Annotated in this window: 20 protein-coding genes; 4 read left to right on the forward strand and 16 right to left on the reverse strand. The window is 66.5% G+C overall.

The window, feature by feature from the left end:
* The first annotated feature begins 67 nt into the window (after positions 1-67).
* The 4 genes from ACIGJD_RS11735 to fabF all read left to right on the forward strand — a co-directional run bounded on the left by ACIGJD_RS11735 (position 68) and on the right by fabF (position 3,789).
* Positions 68-997 (forward strand): ACP S-malonyltransferase, encoded by a 930-nt coding sequence (locus ACIGJD_RS11735; protein WP_483686344.1) that lies wholly within the window; start codon positions 68-70, stop codon positions 995-997.
* Positions 994-2,055: a beta-ketoacyl-ACP synthase III gene (locus tag ACIGJD_RS11740; protein ID WP_483686345.1), complete on the forward strand. Its 1,062-nt coding sequence runs from the start codon at positions 994-996 to the stop codon at positions 2,053-2,055. Before ACIGJD_RS11735 ends, ACIGJD_RS11740 begins: the two co-directional genes overlap by 4 nt.
* Positions 2,056-2,132: 77 nt before the next feature.
* On the forward strand, positions 2,133-2,378 hold the full coding sequence (locus ACIGJD_RS11745) for an acyl carrier protein (RefSeq protein WP_009359314.1): 246 nt from the start codon (positions 2,133-2,135) through the stop codon (positions 2,376-2,378).
* Between the two features lie 175 nt (positions 2,379-2,553).
* Positions 2,554-3,789, forward strand: a complete 1,236-nt coding sequence (gene fabF, locus ACIGJD_RS11750) for a beta-ketoacyl-ACP synthase II (protein WP_483686346.1) — start codon at positions 2,554-2,556, stop codon at positions 3,787-3,789.
* A 125-nt stretch (positions 3,790-3,914) separates the two neighbouring features.
* On the opposite strand, the gene ACIGJD_RS11755 is transcribed toward fabF, so the two are convergent.
* From ACIGJD_RS11755 to ACIGJD_RS11830, 16 genes are all read right to left on the reverse strand, one after another.
* Positions 3,915-4,418: a DUF3145 domain-containing protein gene (locus ACIGJD_RS11755; RefSeq protein ID WP_483686347.1), complete on the reverse strand. Its 504-nt coding sequence runs from the start codon at positions 4,416-4,418 to the stop codon at positions 3,915-3,917.
* A 237-nt stretch (positions 4,419-4,655) separates the two neighbouring features.
* A complete protein-coding gene (locus ACIGJD_RS11760; RefSeq protein WP_483686348.1) occupies positions 4,656-5,582 on the reverse strand; it encodes a tyrosine recombinase XerC in 927 nt (308 codons plus the stop codon).
* 46 nt (positions 5,583-5,628) lie between these two features.
* Positions 5,629-6,765 carry a DNA-processing protein DprA gene (dprA, locus tag ACIGJD_RS11765; RefSeq protein ID WP_483689484.1) on the reverse strand — a complete coding sequence of 379 codons (1,137 nt, stop codon included), beginning with the start codon at positions 6,763-6,765 and terminating at the stop codon, positions 5,629-5,631.
* 116 nt (positions 6,766-6,881) lie between these two features.
* On the reverse strand, positions 6,882-8,426 hold the full coding sequence (locus ACIGJD_RS11770) for a YifB family Mg chelatase-like AAA ATPase (protein WP_483686349.1): 1,545 nt from the start codon (positions 8,424-8,426) through the stop codon (positions 6,882-6,884).
* Complete coding sequence (locus ACIGJD_RS11775) at positions 8,426-8,782, reverse strand: YraN family protein (protein WP_483686350.1); 357 nt, start codon at positions 8,780-8,782, stop codon at positions 8,426-8,428. Before ACIGJD_RS11775 ends, ACIGJD_RS11770 begins: the two co-directional genes overlap by 1 nt.
* 110 nt (positions 8,783-8,892) lie before the next feature.
* Complete coding sequence (locus ACIGJD_RS11780) at positions 8,893-9,219, reverse strand: DUF2469 domain-containing protein (RefSeq protein ID WP_056335405.1); 327 nt, start codon at positions 9,217-9,219, stop codon at positions 8,893-8,895.
* Positions 9,220-9,267: 48 nt separating this feature from the next.
* Positions 9,268-10,071, reverse strand: a complete 804-nt coding sequence (locus ACIGJD_RS11785; RefSeq protein ID WP_483686351.1) for a ribonuclease HII — start codon at positions 10,069-10,071, stop codon at positions 9,268-9,270.
* 2 nt (positions 10,072-10,073) lie between these two features.
* Positions 10,074-10,907: a signal peptidase I gene (lepB, locus tag ACIGJD_RS11790; protein ID WP_483686352.1), complete on the reverse strand. Its 834-nt coding sequence runs from the start codon at positions 10,905-10,907 to the stop codon at positions 10,074-10,076.
* A complete protein-coding gene (lepB, locus tag ACIGJD_RS11795; RefSeq protein WP_483686353.1) occupies positions 10,908-11,588 on the reverse strand; it encodes a signal peptidase I in 681 nt (226 codons plus the stop codon).
* A gap of 84 nt (positions 11,589-11,672) precedes the next feature.
* Positions 11,673-12,032, reverse strand: coding sequence for a 50S ribosomal protein L19 (gene rplS / locus ACIGJD_RS11800; protein ID WP_018768283.1), 360 nt, complete (start codon positions 12,030-12,032; stop codon positions 11,673-11,675).
* Positions 12,033-12,267: 235 nt separating this feature from the next.
* Complete coding sequence (gene trmD, locus ACIGJD_RS11805; protein ID WP_483686354.1) at positions 12,268-13,080, reverse strand: tRNA (guanosine(37)-N1)-methyltransferase TrmD; 813 nt, start codon at positions 13,078-13,080, stop codon at positions 12,268-12,270.
* Positions 13,081-13,626, reverse strand: coding sequence for a ribosome maturation factor RimM (gene rimM / locus ACIGJD_RS11810; protein ID WP_483686355.1), 546 nt, complete (start codon positions 13,624-13,626; stop codon positions 13,081-13,083).
* A gap of 118 nt (positions 13,627-13,744) precedes the next feature.
* Positions 13,745-13,987, reverse strand: coding sequence for an RNA-binding protein (locus ACIGJD_RS11815; RefSeq protein ID WP_013601399.1), 243 nt, complete (start codon positions 13,985-13,987; stop codon positions 13,745-13,747).
* 1 nt (position 13,988) lies between these two features.
* Positions 13,989-14,411 carry a 30S ribosomal protein S16 gene (gene rpsP, locus ACIGJD_RS11820; RefSeq protein ID WP_483686356.1) on the reverse strand — a complete coding sequence of 141 codons (423 nt, stop codon included), beginning with the start codon at positions 14,409-14,411 and terminating at the stop codon, positions 13,989-13,991.
* Between the two features lie 225 nt (positions 14,412-14,636).
* Positions 14,637-15,092: a hypothetical protein gene (locus ACIGJD_RS11825; RefSeq protein WP_483686357.1), complete on the reverse strand. Its 456-nt coding sequence runs from the start codon at positions 15,090-15,092 to the stop codon at positions 14,637-14,639.
* Between the two features lie 152 nt (positions 15,093-15,244).
* Complete coding sequence (locus ACIGJD_RS11830; RefSeq protein WP_483686358.1) at positions 15,245-16,120, reverse strand: VOC family protein; 876 nt, start codon at positions 16,118-16,120, stop codon at positions 15,245-15,247.
* Positions 16,121-16,151 lie beyond the last annotated feature (31 nt).

Raw genomic sequence — 16,151 nt, forward strand, 5'->3', positions numbered from 1 at the left:
CCTGACCCCGTGAGCTTGGTGCGGAGAAACACCGCTGGATCACACAGTAATTTGGAAAGCTGGTTACGTGCTTGCAATAGTCTGCCCTGGACAGGGCTCGCAGACCCCGGGTTTTCTGGCCCCTTGGCTGGAACTACCCTCGGTGGCAGGCCAGCTGGCCTCCCTGAGTGACATCGCAGGCATTGACCTGATAGCCCACGGGACCACCTCTGACGAGGAAACCATCAAGGATACTGCCGTGGCGCAGCCCCTGATCGTCGCCGCGGGTCTGGTCACCGCCGCTTCCCTCTTCGATGTTGAACTCAACTCCCTTCCGGTCATCCTGGCCGGACACTCTGTTGGCGAAATTACCGCCGCCGCCCTCGCCGGCGTGCTGACGGAGCAGGAAGCCATGACGTTCGTCCGGGAGCGCGCCAACAGCATGGCCGCCGCGGCAGCCGTCACCCCCACCGGCATGAGCGCCGTCGTGGGCGGTGACCCGGCCGAGGTGCTTGCCGCGATCGAGGCGTCCGGCGCAGCGCCGGCGAATGTCAACGGTGCCGGCCAAACAGTCGCCGCAGGTACTTTCGAACAGCTCAAGGCGCTGGCCGACAACCCGCCCGCCAAGGCGCGCGTCATTCCACTCAAGGTGGCCGGCGCATTCCACACCAGCCACATGGCACCTGCAGTCAGCGCCCTGGAGGCGCTCGCTCCGCAGCTGAACCCGGTGGCACCGAAGGTGCCCCTGCTGTCGAATTACGACGGCGGGGAAGTCACCGACGGGGGTGCCGCCGTCGAAAGCCTGATCGCCCAGGTGTCCCGCCCGGTGCGCTGGGACCTCTGCATGGAAAGCATGGTTAAGCGCGGCGTTACCGGGCTGATCGAACTGGCTCCTGCGGGCACCCTGGCCGGACTCGCCAAGCGCGGAATGCCCGGCGTCAAAACCGTTGCAGTCAAGACCCCCGACGACCTTTCCGCCGCGCTGGCGCTCTTCGCAGAACTGGAGGGCAACGCATGAGCGTTCCCACGCTGAAGCAGGCTCCCATCCAGGAGCACACCCGGATCGTGGGCCTCGGTGCTTACCGGCCGGACGTCATCGTCACCAACGACGACGTATGCCAGTGGATCGATTCCTCGGACGAGTGGATCCGCCAGCGTACGGGCATCATCACCCGCCACCGCGCTGCCGCGGACGTCAGCGTGATCGACATGGCTGAGGGCGCAGCCCGCGAAGCCATGGAGAAGGCCGGCATTGACGGTTCGGACCTCGGCGCAGTGATTGTCTCCACCGTGACCCACCCCTACGCCACACCGTCGGCCGCAGCAAGCCTGGCCGACCGGATCGGCGCCACTCCGGCTCCCGCCTTTGACATCTCCGCAGCGTGTGCCGGGTACTGCTACGGCATTGCCCAGGCCGACGCCCTGGTCCGCTCCGGCGCCGCCAAGTATGTCCTGGTGGTCGGCGCAGAAAAACTGTCGGATGTCATTGACAACCGCGAACGCACCATTTCCTTCCTCCTTGGCGACGGTGCCGGCGCCGTCGTCATCGGCCCCTCCGACACCCCGGGCATCGCCCCGTCGGTATGGGGTTCGGACGGCAGCAAGTGGAATGCCATTGGCATGACCCGTTCGCTGCTGGATGTCCGCGACCTGGGACTCGCCGCCCGCCAGTCCGACTCCACGGGCGACCTTGCACTTCTGGAGGAAGCCCAGGAGCTGTACCCCACCCTCCGGCAGGACGGACAGACCGTATTCCGCTGGGCAGTGTGGGAAATGGCCAAGGTGGCCCAGCAGGCGCTCGATGCCGCAGGCATCGAAGCCGAGGACCTGGTGGCCTTCATCCCCCACCAGGCCAACATGCGCATCATCGACGAGATGGTGAAGAAGCTGAAGCTGCCCGAGACGGTTACAGTGGCACGGGACATTGCCGAAGCCGGCAACACCTCCGCTGCCTCCATCCCGCTGGCAACGCACCGGCTCCTGCAGGAGAACCCCGGGCTGAGCGGCGGGCTGGCCCTGCAGATCGGTTTCGGTGCCGGGCTGGTTTTCGGCGCACAGGTAGTTGTCGTTCCCTAGATACGCCCAAGGGCCGCAACCGCGGCCTGGACCGTTTCCGGCAGCCCCTGCCGGCAATACAAGAAAAGGAGCCACCAATGGCTAGCAACGAAGAGATCCTGGCCGGCCTGGCTGAAATCGTCAACGAGGAAACCGGCCTGGCCCCGGAGGCTGTCGAGCTGGACAAGTCCTTCACCGAGGACCTGGACATCGACTCCATCTCCATGATGACCATCGTGGTCAACGCCGAGGAAAAGTTCGGCGTCCGCATCCCGGACGAAGAGGTCAAGAACCTCAAGACTGTTGGCGACGCTGTCAGCTTCATCGCCGGAGCACAGGCCTAGTCACAGGCTTTTCGCCGTCTGACGGCTTGGCAGGGCTGCCGGTCCGGATTGACCGGACCGGCAGCCCGCCGCATTTATCCGGCACAGTACCCGGACCGGGGCTGGCCCATCATCAACATGTGCGGGACCCTGCGGTGGACGCAGGCGGATTCCCCACCGACGAAAGAGTGATCCCATGACGCGCAAAGTAGTCATTACCGGTCTGGGTGCCACCACGCCCATCGGCGGCGATGTCCCCACGATGTGGAACAACGCCCTCAAGGGGGTCTCCGGTGCCCGCACCCTGGAGGACGACTGGGTAGCCAAGTACGAGCTTCCCGTGCACTTCGCCGCCCGGTGCAGCACGCCGGCCCTCGACGTGCTGAGCCGTGTTGAGGCCAAGCGGATGGACCCCTCCACCCAGTTCGGCGTCATCGCCGCCCGCGAAGCCTGGGCTGACTCCGGCATCACGGAAATCGACCAGGACCGCCTGGCCGTTGCCTTCGCCACCGGCATTGGTGGCGTCTGGACCCTGCTCGATGCCTGGGACACGCTGAAGGAAAAGGGACCCCGCCGGGTTCTGCCCATGACCGTTCCCATGCTGATGCCCAACGGTGTCGCCGCCGCCGTCAGCCTTGACCTTGGTGCCCGCGCCGGCGCCCACACCCCCGTCTCCGCCTGCGCCTCCGGCACCGAGGCCATGCATCTTGGCCTGGAGCTCATCCGGTCCGGCAAGGCGGACGTGGTGATGTGCGGTGGCGCGGAAGCTGCCATCCACCCCATGCCGCTGGCGGCGTTCGCCTCCATGCAGGCACTGTCCCGCCGGAACGACGAACCCGAGCGGGCCTCCCGTCCGTACGACACTGACCGCGACGGCTTTGTCATGGGTGAAGGCGCCGGAGCCCTCGTCCTCGAAGCAGAGGAACACGCCCTTGCCCGTGGAGCCCGCATCTACGCCGAGCTCGCCGGAACGTCCGTCACCGCCGACGCCTACCACATCACGGCCCCGGACCCCGAAGGGCTCGGCGCAACCCGCGCGCTGAAGGCTGCCATGTTCGATGGCCGGATCCACGCCGAAGACGTGGTGCACGTGAATGCACACGCCACCTCCACCCCCGTTGGCGACAAGCCCGAGTACACGGCGCTGCGCGCCGCCCTGGGCACCCACGTGGACAACGTGGCCGTCTCCGCCACCAAGTCGCAGATGGGCCACCTCCTGGGAGCCTCCGGTGCGGTGGAGGCTGTCCTCACCGTCCTGGCCGTCCACGAGCGCAAGGCGCCGGTCACCATCAACCTCGAAAACCAGGATCCTGAGATCCCGCTCGACGTGGTCACCTCCGCCCGCGACCTGCCCGCAGGAAACATTGTGGCCCTGAGCAACTCGTTCGGCTTCGGCGGCCACAACGCCGTGGTGGCCATCCGCAGCGTGTAGTCGCTGCGGGCAACTGTCCCGGATACCAGAGGAGGCCCCGCCGGCTGGCGGGGCCTCCTTTGTGCTATGGATGTGTTGGTGCGGTTTTGGCCGTCCTGGAGACGCCCTGGAAGGGACGACGGCGGTCAGCCCACCTGGTGGAGCCAGCGGACGGGAGCCCCTTCGGCAGCGTGCCGGAACGGCTCGAGTTCCTCATCCCAGGCCTCGCCCAGGGCGAGGGACAGTTCATGGTAGACAGCGGAGGGGTCACCGGCGCCGGACTCATACGCGTAGCGGATGCGGTCCTCGGACACCATGATGTTGCCGTGTACGTCGGTGACGGCATGGAAAATTCCCAGGTCGGGGGTGTGCGACCAGCGGCCGCCGTCCACGCCCTGGCTGGGCTCCTCAGTCACCTCATACCGAAGGTGCGCCCAGCCACGGAGGCAGGACGCCAATTTCGATCCCGTACCGGGTGCGCCGGTCCAGGACAGCTCGGCCCGGAACATTCCGGGCGCAGCGGGCTGAGCGGTCCACTCAAGATCCGTCCGCTTATCCACCACAGCACCCACCGCCCACTCAACGTGGGGGCACAGCGCCGTAGGGGCCGAGTGAACGAACAGCACACCGCGGGTCGTTGCAACAGACATTCCATCCTCCATAGCTCTAGGTACGTCTTCCCCAACGACCTCTGCCTGGATGGAACTGCCATGCCTTTAACTGCGGCGGTGGTTCCCTGTATTCAGATGTATCAGATTAAGCTGTGTCCGGGCTTGCCGCGCCGCACGAAACCCCTAAGGGCTTCAAGCGGCACTTGAAAGTTGCCGGACGTGACTCTAATTGTGCCGCACCTCATGGAATTACGCCAGTGCGATTAGCTGCGGTGGTCAAGCCCTGGGATGGGCCTGCTGATAGCTCTTCCGCAGGCGGTCCACCGAGACGTGCGTGTAGATCTGGGTGGTGGCCAGGCTGCTGTGGCCCAGGATCTCCTGCACGGCGCGAAGGTCCGCGCCGCCGTCGAGCAGATGGGTGGCGGCAGAGTGCCGGAGCGCGTGGGGTCCTGTCGCGGAGGTATCTCCCAGCGCCTCGAAGAGAATGTTCACCAGGGCGCGGACCTGGCGCTGGTCAACCCGTCCGCCGCGGGCTCCGAGAAAAAGCGCCGGCCCGCTGGTCTCCTTGGCCAGTGCCGTGCGCCCCCGCCGGAGCCAGTCGTCGAGGGCTACGGCTGCAGGGACTCCGAACGGGACTGTGCGTTCCTTGTTGCCCTTGCCGATGACCCGTAGCGTCCGGCGGTCCGGGTCCAAGTCATCGACGTCCAGGCCCACGAGTTCCCCCACCCGGATACCTGTGGCGTAGAGGAGTTCGACCATGGCCCGGTTCCGAACAGCCATGGGTTCGCCCTGCATGGCGGAGATTTCGAGCCGCTCCAGGATGCGCGTGAGCTGGGAGGCCTGCAGGACACCCGGCAGCGACCCTTCGCGCTTGGGTGCCTTCAGCCGCAGCGCAGGGTCCACGTCGATAAGTTCCTCGCGGAGTGCCCAGGCCGTGAAGGTCCGGGCCGTGGCAGAACGGCGGGCGAGCGTTGCCCGGGAGGCGCCCGATGAACTTTGATTGCCGAGCCAGCGGCGGAACGTTCCGAGTTCAAGGTCCTTCAGCGCTGCCACGCCTTCCGATGCCGCGTGGGACAGGAAGCTGCGCAGATCGCCCAGGTAGGCACGGCGGGTATGGGCCGATACCGCACGTTCCCCGGACAAGTAACCGGCAAAGCCGTCCAGGGCCTTGCCGAGCTCCACCGGCAGTTCATCATTTTCCACTCCTCTACTTTCCCAGTTGCATGGCCTCCGCCCCAGGTGGACACGGTCATCCCTTGCCACGTTTCCACCCGCCCCGTTCGGACACCGCGAGTCCCAGCAGCCCCAGCCGGCCCAGCCCTGCCCGCACTGAGTCCTGGCCAAGCCCGGCCACGGCCGAGAGCTTTTCCACGGAAGTGGTGGAACGCAGCGGCAGCGCGTCCAGCAGGATCAGGTCCTCCAGGGTCAGGCCGTCCTGTACCGCAGCTGGCGCCGTTCGCTGTTCCGGCAGGGCGGTTCCGCTCGGTGACGCCAGCTCGGCCACCTCCCCGGCGTCGGTGACGCAGACCGCACCCCCGTCCCGAAGGAGCCGGTGGCAGCCGGCGGAATTGGCGCTGTGCACCGATCCGGGAACGGCGCCGACGGCACGGCCCAGGGTCTCAGCGTGGTGGGCCGTATTGAGTGCCCCTGAGCGCCAGCGTGCCTCCACCACCACGGTGACCGCGGAGAGGGCCGCTATCAGCCGGTTCCGTTGCAGGAACCGGTAGCGCGTTGGTGCCGACCCCGGCGGCACCTCTGCCAGTACCGCACCCTGGTTGGCCACGGCTCGGAGCAGGTCATCGTTGCCTGATGGATAGAAGCGGTCCACTCCCCCAGCCATGACGGCGATGGTGGGGACAGCGGACGAGCCGCCGGCAAGCGCTGCCCGGTGTGCATGGGCATCGATGCCGTAAGCCCCGCCCGATACCACCGTAAAACCGCGCTGTGCCAGCGAGTACGCAAGGTCCCCTGTCACGGCAGCCCCATAACTGGTGCTGTCCCTGGATCCCACCAGGGCGATGCACTTGTCCATGACCGGCAATGGCTGCTGCTGGCCACGCCACCAGAGACAGATGGGCTCCTGGATTCCCAGGTCCGCGAGTTGGGCGGGCCAGAGCTCATCCCCAGGAATAATGAGGCGGCCACCGAGACGGGCCATGGTGGCAAGGTCGCGTTCCGGTGCAAGGTCGGGAAGCCGCGGCTGCCAGCGCTTCATTGCGGCGGCCAGCCCCGCCCAGCTTTCACCGGCGCCGCTGTCCGCCAGCAGCAGGGTGATCTCACGCTCCAGGTCAGGCCCTGCCGCTACCTGGCCGGTGGCGATGCGCAGGGCGTCGGTTGCCCCTGCGATCTGCACGAGGGCCAGGCCGGCGGTGTCCTGCGGCTCCATCAGCCGAGAGAGTGCGGCCCGGGCCACCCGTTCCGCGTCCAAACCCGATTCCTTCTTCACGCCCGGTCCCTCTTCCACGCCCAGTTCCTTCAGCCCGTTCTGTCCTGCCACGCCTGTCACGCCGCAACGGCCGCAGCCTGCCGCAGGCCCAGCGCCTGCCCGATGTCGTTCGTGTCCGGCGAGTCCCGGTGCCCCAGGTCCGCCAGGGTCCATGCCAGCCGGAGGACCCGGTCATACCCCCGCGCGGTCAGCACTCCCCGTTCCAGGGACTGGTCCAGGATCCGGGTGGCACCCGCTGGAAGCCGCAGCTCACCGCGAAGGACCCGCCCCGGCACCTGCGAGTTCGTTTCGAGGCCGAAGCAGTGCAGGCGTTCAGCCTGCCTGGCCCGGGCGTCCAGCACCCGGCGTGCTATCGATGCGGTGTCCTCTTCGGTGCCGGTCTGTCCGAACTCGGCCAGGGACACCCGCTCCACCTGCAGCTGGATGTCCACCCGGTCCAGCAGGGGCCCGGACATCCTGGCCAGGTACCGGCGGCGCATCATGGGCGTACAGGTGCAGTCCAGGCCCTTGCCCGATGCCTTGCCGCAGGGGCAGGGATTGGCGGCGAGCACAAGCTGGAAGCGGGCCGGATAGGCTGCCGTCCCGGCAGACCGGTGGATCACCAGCTCTCCGCTTTCCAACGGCTGCCGCAAGGCATCCAGGACGCGCCGTTCGTATTCGGGCGCCTCGTCAAGGAAGAGCACGCCGCGGTGGGCCCTGGAAGCAGCGCCTGGCCTGGGCAGGCCCGAGCCGCCGCCGATGATGGCTGCGGCGGTGGCTGAATGATGGGGGTTCTCGAAGGGCGGCCGGCGCAGGAGCTGCACCGAGGAGGCCGGCAGTCCGCACAGCGAGTGGATGGCCGTGACCTCCATTGACTCATGGTCGCCAAGGTCCGGCAGAAGACCGGGCAGCCGCTCCGCCAGCATGGTCTTGCCCGCGCCCGGCGGCCCGGTGAGGAGCAGATGATGGGCCCCTGCGGCTGCAACTTCCAGCGCCCTGCGGGCATCGCCCTGGCCGGAGACATCTGCCATGTCCGGACACAGCCCGGTCTGTGGAGCCCCCTCCGTGTCATCGTCGGCGTCGTCCGGTTCGAAATCCAGGGCAAGCTCCTGGGGATCAGCCCCAAAGTCGAGGGCCAGCCGGGCAAGTGTGCGGTAGCCGCGCACCTGGGCACCCGGGACAAGGGAAGCCTCGGCAAAATTTGCTTGTGCCACCACGATCTCCGGGTAGCCGGCCTGGACCGACGCCATGACTGCAGGCAGGATGCCCCGGACGGGACGCAGCCTTCCATCGAGTCCAAGCTCAGCGATGAAGACAGTGCGTCCGGTGGGCTTGATGTCGTTCGCCGCACGGAGCACGGCCATGGTCACCGCAAGGTCGAACCCGGAGCCGCGCTTGGGGAGTGAGGCAGGAATGAGGTTGGCGGTGATCTTCCTGCGGCTGAGCGGTATGCCCGAGTTCTTGGCCGCTGAACGGATGCGCTCCTTGGCCTCGTTCAGCGAAGCATCCGGCAGGCCCAGGATGACAAATGCCGGGAGGGTCTGGCCGATGTCCACCTCAACCTCGACCAGGTAACCATTCAGTCCCACCAGGGCGATGGAGTAGGTGCGGCCGAGCGCCATCACCCCACCCCCTTGAGGTGCTCCACCACAGGTTCGCCAGCGCCGTCGTCCACTACGGCGATAACGTCCACGCGGCGCAGCGGCATCCGCAGTTCCCGGTCCCGGCACCATGCTCCGCCCAGGCGGTGCAGCCGTGCCAGCTTTTCCGGTCCCACCGCTTCGAAGGGGTGGCCGTAGTCCAGGGAGCGGCGGGTCTTCACCTCGGCGATGACCAGGGCATCGCCGTCAAGGGCAACGATGTCGATCTCACCCTCAGCGCACCGCCAGTTGCGCTCCACCACCAGCATGCCCAGAGCTTCAAGGAAGCCGGCGGCGAGGTCCTCGCCGTGCCTGCCCAACAGGTCTTTTGATTTCATGTCTACCTCCGCAACCAGCCTGGCGGCGGAGGCATGCGGAGGACAGAAGGACCCCGCCGTATGTGGACAGGGCCTGGTGTTGAGGGGAAGTGGGGCTCCCCCGATGAGTCCTAGTTGCCCAGGTCCACGTCCTTGGGCAGGGCCAGCTCCTCGTTGCGGGGCAGTTCCTCGACGTTGACGTCCTTGAAGGTCAGGACCCTGACGCTTTTGACGAACCGGGCCGAGCGGTAGACGTCCCAGACCCAGGCATCCTGGAGGGTCAAGTCGAAGTAGACCTCGCCGTCGGCGCTGCGGGCCTGGAGGTCCACGTGGTTGGCAAGGTAGAAGCGGCGCTCGGTCTCGACAACATAGCTGAACAGGCCGACGACGTCGCGGTATTCACGGTAGAGCTGAAGCTCCATGTCGGTTTCATAGTTCTCAAGATCTTCAGCACTCATGCTTCCATCTTGCACCATGTCCGGCACCCCTGGAGCCTGGCGCAGGACTCAGTCTTCGTACGGCTCTTCCCCGTCAGGGACGTCCGCAGCCTGCAGCTCCCCGCCCAGCAGACGCCAGCTGACCCGGTGGTAGGGCGTGGGGCCGGCAGCGCGGAGCACGTTCCGGTGGGCTGCGGTGGCGTACCCCTTGTTGATCTCCCAGCCGTAATCGGGGTACTCGCTGTGCAGTTCCCGCATCATCCGGTCCCGCTCCACCTTGGCGATGACACTGGCAGCGGCCACGCTGAGGCACTGCATGTCCGCCTTGACCTTGGTGTGGACGGGGGCCTCACACCCCACCTCCAGCACGGGCTGGTCGAACAGGGACAGCTGCTCCGCCGGGGAAAGCCAGTTGTGGCTTCCATCCAGCAGCACCGCCTCCGGAAGGATTCCGGTCTCCAGGATCGCCCCCCATGCCCGGGTTCCGGCCAGCCGCAGTGCGGCAATGATCCCCAGCGAATCGATCTCGGCCGCGCTGGCATGCCCCACTGCCGAGGCGACGCTCCATCGCCGCACCAGGGGATCCAGCCGTTCCCGTTCCGCGGGGCTAAGGAGCTTGCTGTCCCGCACGCCCGCCAACGGCTTTTGGCGTTCGAGGTCTACGACGGCGATTCCCACGCTGACTGGGCCTGCGAGGGCCCCGCGGCCCACCTCATCCACCCCGGCCAGGAACCGTACCCCCTGCGCCTTGAAGGTCCGCTCATGCCGCAGCGTGGGGGCCTTGCCGCCACGTGCCGCCGGCTTGGAGCCTGCACGAGCCTTCGCTGCCGGAGCAGCCTGCACTGCTGCAGAAGCCTGTACTGCCGGGGACATGGTCAGCGCGCCGCCGGGACGCTCTTGAAGACGTCCGGGTAGTTGTCCAGGGTCTTGATCCTGTTCAGAGGCCACGCGATCACGGCAGCCTTTCCTTCCAGGTCTTTGAGGTCAATGAATCCGCCGTCGGTTTCCATGTGGGCCCGCGAGTCGGCGGAGTGGTTGCGGTTGTCACCCATGACCCACACCTTGCCTTCCGGGACGGTGACGTCAAAGTTGCGGACCTGCGGCACTTCTGCGGGGTTGATGTAGGTCTCGTCGATGGAGGTTCCGTTAATGGTCAGTTTACCGCCGGCGTCGCAGCAGACCACGTGGTCTCCCGGCAGTCCGATGACGCGCTTGACCAGGTGCTGGTCGGTGTTGTCGGGCAGGAGGCCAACGAACGTCAGGCCGTCCTGGACCCAGGTGAACGGGCCTTGTGCCTTGGGCGGAGCCGGGGGCAGCCAGCCCTTGGTGTCGCGGAACACCACAACGTCCCCGCGGCTCAGGGCAAACGGCTCCGGGACCAGGAGGTTGACGAAAATCCGGTCGTCCACATCCAGGGTGTTCACCATGGATTCGGAAGGGATGAAGAATGCCCGGAAGAGGAACGTCTTGATGAGGAAGGACAGCACCACGGCGATGACCACCACCGTGGCGATTTCCTTCAGCCATCCGAGGAAGGGGTTGCCGGTGGACTTGCCGGCAGCCTTGGACGCTCCCCGGTTGCGCCTGTGGACGGAGGCGGACGCATCGGTGCCCTCCCCCGAAGCCGGCGTGGAGGAGGCGTGGACGGCCGGCGTTTCTGAAGCGCCGTCGTGGCGCGGTTCAGGTTTTCGCGCGTGGTTCTCGGGCATTTACCGTCCGTTCTGTGTTTTTGGCCCCGTTGCGGGCGGCCGTGCTACAGGTGCAAATCTATCAAGCGGCCAAAGGATCTGGACCGGCCGGCCGATCACCCGGTCCAGCGGCACCAGCCCGCCGCCAGGGGCGCCGAGCAGGCTGCGGGAGTCAGCGGAGACGGAGCGGTGGTCCCCCATCAGCCACAGCCTGCCTTCGGGAACCACGGTGCTGAATTTCTGGGTACTGGGAACGTCCCCTGGGAAGATGTAGGGCTCGTCGAGGGGCACGCCGTTGACGGTAACCTTCCCGGCGGCGTCGCAGCAGACCACTGTGTCGCCGGGAACGCCGATGGCCCTTTTAACGTAGGTGGTGTCGCTGCCGGCGATGCCGAGCCATTGCAGGGCGGAGGCGGCTGCATCCGCCAAGGGGCCCTTGCCGCTGTTCAGCGGGGCGAAACTGCCCCGGCCGTCAAAGACCACCACGTCGCCGCGCCGGATGGGTTCGGATTGGAAGTCCGTGCGCGAGACCAGGATGCGGTCCCCGCCTTCCAGGAGCGGCTCCATGGACTCCGACGGGATGAAGTAGACGTCCAGCCACAGTGAGCGCACCAACCCGCTGATGGCAACGGCAAGGAGCAGCGCCGCCACAACGACAAAACGCCAGCCCTTTTTGCGGGGCTGGCGTTTTGTCTGGTGCATGGTCCGTATCCTGGCGCTGGTGCATTGCTCCGGCGCTTGCCGGCTACGGCCGCGCTCCAGCCTGGCAATAAGTCCGGGGAGGACTTACTTGGCGGAGCTGAAGTCGCGCTTTTCCTTGATCTTGGCGGCCTTACCGCGCAGCGCACGCATGTAGTACAGCTTGGCGCGGCGGACGTCACCCTTGGTGACAACCTCGATCTTTTCGATGATCGGGGAGTGCACCGGGAAGGTACGCTCCACACCCACACCGAAGGAAACCTTGCGGACAGTGAAGGTCTCGCGCACGCCATCGCCCTGGCGGCCCAGGACGAAGCCCTGGAAGACCTGGACACGGGTGTTCTTGCCTTCGATGATGTTCACGTGCACCTTGAGGGTGTCGCCGGCGCGGAACTCGGGAACATCGTTGCGCAGCGAGGCTGCATCGACGGAGTCGAGAATATGCATGATTGCACTCCTGGTGAACGCCACAGGTCATTCACTTTGGGTCACGGCAGGCAAGTCGGCCCGCTGGAAGGCGCGCCGGGCAACACCGCCGAAGTAAAGTGGTCCGGCCGCTTCAAGGGTTGATGGGGCCGGTTGTCAGGCTGTTGGCCGCGCTACCCCCTGTGGCAGGTGCGGACCCAGCAGACACAAGTCTTAATTTTGCCACAGCAGCAGGGTTACGCCAATTCCGCCGGGGTTAGTCCTCCTGTGCGGCGCCCGGTTCCGGGCGGCGGACCAGGCGGCCGTCCACGACGTCGTAGCCCAGGTTGTGCAGTTCCGTGCGGTCGGCACGCGGGAGGCTGCCGGCGTCGAACCCCTGCAGGAGGTCCGGGCGGCGGTCCGCCGTCCTGCGGTACTGTTCGTGTCGGCGCCACTGCGCAATTTTGCCGTGGTTGCCGCTGAGGAGCACCGGCGGCACTTCGCGGTCCCGCCAGACTGAAGGCTTGGTGTAGACCGGGTATTCCAGGAGCCCGTCGGAGTGGGATTCCTCCACCAGGGACTCGGGATTGCCCACAACGCCGGGGAGCAGTCGGCCGATGGCCTCCACCATGGCCAGGACGGCCACTTCCCCGCCGTTGAGCACGTAGTCACCCAGGCTGACGGGCCGGACGGTGAAGTGTTCCTGAGCCCATTCGATGACGCGTTCATCGATGCCTTCGTAGCGCCCGCATGCAAATGCCAGGTGCTGCTCCTCCGCCAGTTCATAGGCGAGGGCCTGCGTGAACCGTTCCCCTGCGGGAGACGGAACGATGAGCACGGGCCTGTGCTGCGGATCGGGGCGCCCTTCCGCCACGGCGGCGAGGGCCTGCGCCCAGGGTTCGGGCTTCATGACCATTCCGGCACCGCCACCATAGGGGGTGTCGTCCACGGAACGGTGCTTGTCGGTGGTGAAGCTGCGCAGGTCGTGGACGTGCAGGTCCAGGATTCCGTCCTGGCGGGCCTTGCCGATCAGCGACAGTTCCAGCGGGGCAAGGTATTCAGGGAAGATGCTGACGACGTCGATCCGCATCTAGTCCGTGCCTTCCGTTCCGGGGGCGGCGGCTTCGTCGGAGTTGAGTTCGAAGAGTCCGTCCGGCGGGGTGAGGAGGATGTAGCCTTCCTCAACGTGGACCTCGGGCACGATTTGTTCCACGAACGGGATGAGGATTTCTTCACCGCCGGGAGTGGTGACCATGAGCAGGTCCTGGACGGGCATGGTGTTCAGCGCCGTCACTTTGCCCACCACCTGTGAGCCGACCCGGGCCTCAAGGCCGACGAGTTCGTGCTCGTACCAGCCCTCGTCGTCGTCCTCGTCGAGCTCCTCGGTTTCGATGAACAGCTTGGCGCCGCGCAGGGTCTCCGCCCGGTTGCGGTCGGCAACTTCCTCGAAACCCAGCAGGAGGATGTCCTTGTTCCAGCGGGCACTGCTCACGGTGAGGGGACCGGACGCTGCAGGCTCAACCACGAACGCAGTGCCGGGGACAAAGCGGTCTTCCGGGGCGTCCGTCAGCACCTGGACGGTGACTTCTCCGCGTATGCCGTGCGGCTTGCCGATCCGCGCCACCTGAAGCTGCATCTGTTCCTCTGTTCCGGGTTGTGGTGTTTCTGGTGAAAGAACTGTGTTGTTGAAAGCAAACCGGCCCCTCCACCTGGTGGTGGAGGGGCCGGAGCAGGAACTGAATGTTGCCGAGCGCTCAGCGGCGGCGGTCGGTGTCGACGACGTCGACGCGGACCGGTTCGCCGCCGGCCAGTGCTGCCACCACGGTGCGCAATGCGCGGGCCGTGCGGCCCTGGCGGCCAATCACCCGTCCAAGGTCGTCCTGGTGAACGCGCACCTCGAGGGTGTCCCCCCGGCGGTTGCTCTTCGAACTGACCTTGACATCATCCGGGGAATCGACGATTCCGCGGACCAGGTGCTCCAGCGCTTCTGCCAGCAATCTACTCAGCCTCGGTGGTCTCAGCTTCGGCGTCGGTCGGGGCCTCGGCAGCGTCAGACTTGGAGGCCTTCTTGGTGATGGCTTCCGGGATGATGACCGAGCCCTTCTCCGGGGCAACGAAGGATTCCTTCTCGACCTTGGTCTTGAGGGTGCCTTCCTGGCCCGGCAGGCCCTTGAACTTCTGCCAGTCACCGGTGATCTTCAGGATGGCGGCAACCTGCTCGGACGGCTGGGCGCCGACGGACAGCCAGTACTGGGCACGCTCTGAGTTGACCTCGATGTATGAGGGCTCTTCGGTGGGGTGGTACTTGCCGATCTCCTCGATGGCACGGCCGTCACGCTTGGTGCGTGCGTCCGCAACGACGATGCGGTAGTACGGGGCGCGCATCTTGCCGAAGCGCTTAAGGCGAATCTTTACGGCCACTTTTGTGGTCACTCCTGTTTCAGAAAAGGGGTGAACCCGGCTTTCTGCACCCGTGGGGCGGGCCGTACTTGCGGGCTCGAAGGACAGGATCCGGACGCGGAGAGAGGGGCCGCGCGGATCGAGTACCTGTCCATTGTGCCAGATGAGCGCGGTTATTTCGACTTGGCGCAGGTGCGGCGGACGCGCCGGCTGCACGAGGAGCGCCGGAGGCTACCAGGACCGGGTTCAGGCGGACCAGACATAGAGTCCAGTCCGCTCGGAATCGTCGATGCCGGAGGCAAGTTGGGCCAGTTGCTGCACATAGGTCCGGGCAAGTCCGGCGTCGAACGGCATGTCCTCCTGGGCGGCCCACTGTTCGGCCACATCGTCGAGGACGTTGCCTTCACCTTCGGTTTCGTAGGTGAGCAGGTCCGCCAGGGCGCGGACCATGGCGGGCGGAACGGCGAGGAGCGAATCGCTGGAGACATCCACCATGGTCAGCTCGTAGTCGGCCCCGCCTGCGTGGACGGCCGTGCCCGCCAGGTCACCGAGTTGCTCGACCTCAAAGTCGCTGATCCCCTCGATCCGCACCGCCTGGCCGGCGGGGCGGCCGGCCGCCGCGGAGCCGCTTCCTTGATCGAGGATGCCGGCGCGTTTCAGCGCGGCGTCATGGGTGGCGACAAAGATCTCGGTGAAGCCCATGGCGGTTGCCCTTCTTCCGTTGGCGGAACAGCGCGCCGGGCGCTGGTGCAGCCCGGCCGTACGGCATCAGCCTAGTAGTTGCCCGTGTGTCGGCGCACACCAGCACCCTAATCTGCCGCGGTGCCGTGCAAACGCCCGGCCAAGGTCGGCCGTCAGCGGACAGCCACCCGGATCCGGTTGCGCCACGGGTCCTCGAAGCGGAGCTCGGCACCGGTGTGGTGCGAGGCCACTCCGGCAACCTTGAGGCGGTCGGCCAGCGCCCCGACGTCGTCCCCTGAAGGAACCTCGATCAGCACTTCCCCAAGCCCCAGCGTGTCCTTGCGGGGCCCGGCACCGCGACTGTTCCAGACGTTCATTGCCATGTGGTGGTGGTAGCGGCCGGCGGATACGAACAAGGCCTGCCCGTGCCAGCCTGCCGTCTTTTCGAAGCCGAGGGTTCCCACGTAGAAGTCCCGGGCAGTCTGGACGTCGCCCACCTGGAGGTGCACGTGCCCAACACCGGCGGACGTTTGCCGCTGGCCTTCCAGGGACTGCTCCGTAAGGTATTGCTCCAGGTACCGCTGCGGCGGCAGGGCAAGGCTGTCCATCACCACGTCCGTTCCGTTCCAGGACCAGTTGCTGCGCGGTCGGTCCCAGTACAGCTCAATGCCGTTGCCTTCGGGATCGGTGAAGTAGAAGGCCTCGCTCACCAGGTGGTCGGCGCTGCCGGTGAAGGATCGCGGCTCATACTGGGCGGCGGTGGCGACCGTGGCGGCCAGGGAGGCCTGGTCCTCGAACAGCAGGGCAGTGTGGAACAGGCCCGCCTCTCCCCTGCCGGGAAGATGCAGCCCGGGCGCCGGTGCCAGGTGGACCAAAGGGGTCCCGAGGCGGCCAAGGTAGAGCCCGCCGTCCTGCTCAGCCACCACCTCAAGCCCCAGCGCGCGCTGGTAATAGTCGGTCATGAGCTTCATGTCCCCCACCTTGAGCATCACGGTGCCCATGGCGAGGTCGGCAGGAAGAAGATCCTGGCTGCTGGCTGCTGCGGTCATTGAAGGCTCCTTGTGTTGGAGGCCGTCCCGT

Source organism: Arthrobacter sp. E1SS-5 (assembly GCF_057073715.1).

Excerpts from the sequence above, each read along its gene's own strand:
- ACIGJD_RS11740 (WP_483686345.1), top strand. The coding sequence starts at position 994 with ATGAGCGTTCCCACGCTGAAGCAGGCTCCCATCCAGGAGCACACCCGG.
- ACIGJD_RS11745 (WP_009359314.1), top strand. The coding sequence starts at position 2,133 with ATGGCTAGCAACGAAGAGATCCTGGCCGGCCTGGCTGAAATCGTCAAC.
- fabF (WP_483686346.1), top strand. The coding sequence starts at position 2,554 with ATGACGCGCAAAGTAGTCATTACCGGTCTGGGTGCCACCACGCCCATC.
- ACIGJD_RS11755 (WP_483686347.1), bottom strand. The coding sequence starts at position 4,418 with ATGTCTGTTGCAACGACCCGCGGTGTGCTGTTCGTTCACTCGGCCCCT.
- dprA (WP_483689484.1), bottom strand. The coding sequence starts at position 6,765 with ATGGAGCCGCAGGACACCGCCGGCCTGGCCCTCGTGCAGATCGCAGGG.
- ACIGJD_RS11770 (WP_483686349.1), bottom strand. The coding sequence starts at position 8,426 with ATGGCGCTCGGCCGCACCTACTCCATCGCCCTGGTGGGACTGAATGGT.
- ACIGJD_RS11775 (WP_483686350.1), bottom strand. The coding sequence starts at position 8,782 with ATGAAATCAAAAGACCTGTTGGGCAGGCACGGCGAGGACCTCGCCGCC.
- ACIGJD_RS11780 (WP_056335405.1), bottom strand. The coding sequence starts at position 9,219 with ATGAGTGCTGAAGATCTTGAGAACTATGAAACCGACATGGAGCTTCAG.
- ACIGJD_RS11785 (WP_483686351.1), bottom strand. The coding sequence starts at position 10,071 with ATGTCCCCGGCAGTACAGGCTTCTGCAGCAGTGCAGGCTGCTCCGGCA.
- lepB (WP_483686352.1), bottom strand. The coding sequence starts at position 10,907 with ATGCCCGAGAACCACGCGCGAAAACCTGAACCGCGCCACGACGGCGCT.
- lepB (WP_483686353.1), bottom strand. The coding sequence starts at position 11,588 with ATGCACCAGACAAAACGCCAGCCCCGCAAAAAGGGCTGGCGTTTTGTC.
- rplS (WP_018768283.1), bottom strand. The coding sequence starts at position 12,032 with ATGCATATTCTCGACTCCGTCGATGCAGCCTCGCTGCGCAACGATGTT.
- trmD (WP_483686354.1), bottom strand. The coding sequence starts at position 13,080 with ATGCGGATCGACGTCGTCAGCATCTTCCCTGAATACCTTGCCCCGCTG.
- rimM (WP_483686355.1), bottom strand. The coding sequence starts at position 13,626 with ATGCAGCTTCAGGTGGCGCGGATCGGCAAGCCGCACGGCATACGCGGA.
- ACIGJD_RS11825 (WP_483686357.1), bottom strand. The coding sequence starts at position 15,092 with ATGGGCTTCACCGAGATCTTTGTCGCCACCCATGACGCCGCGCTGAAA.
- ACIGJD_RS11830 (WP_483686358.1), bottom strand. The coding sequence starts at position 16,120 with ATGACCGCAGCAGCCAGCAGCCAGGATCTTCTTCCTGCCGACCTCGCC.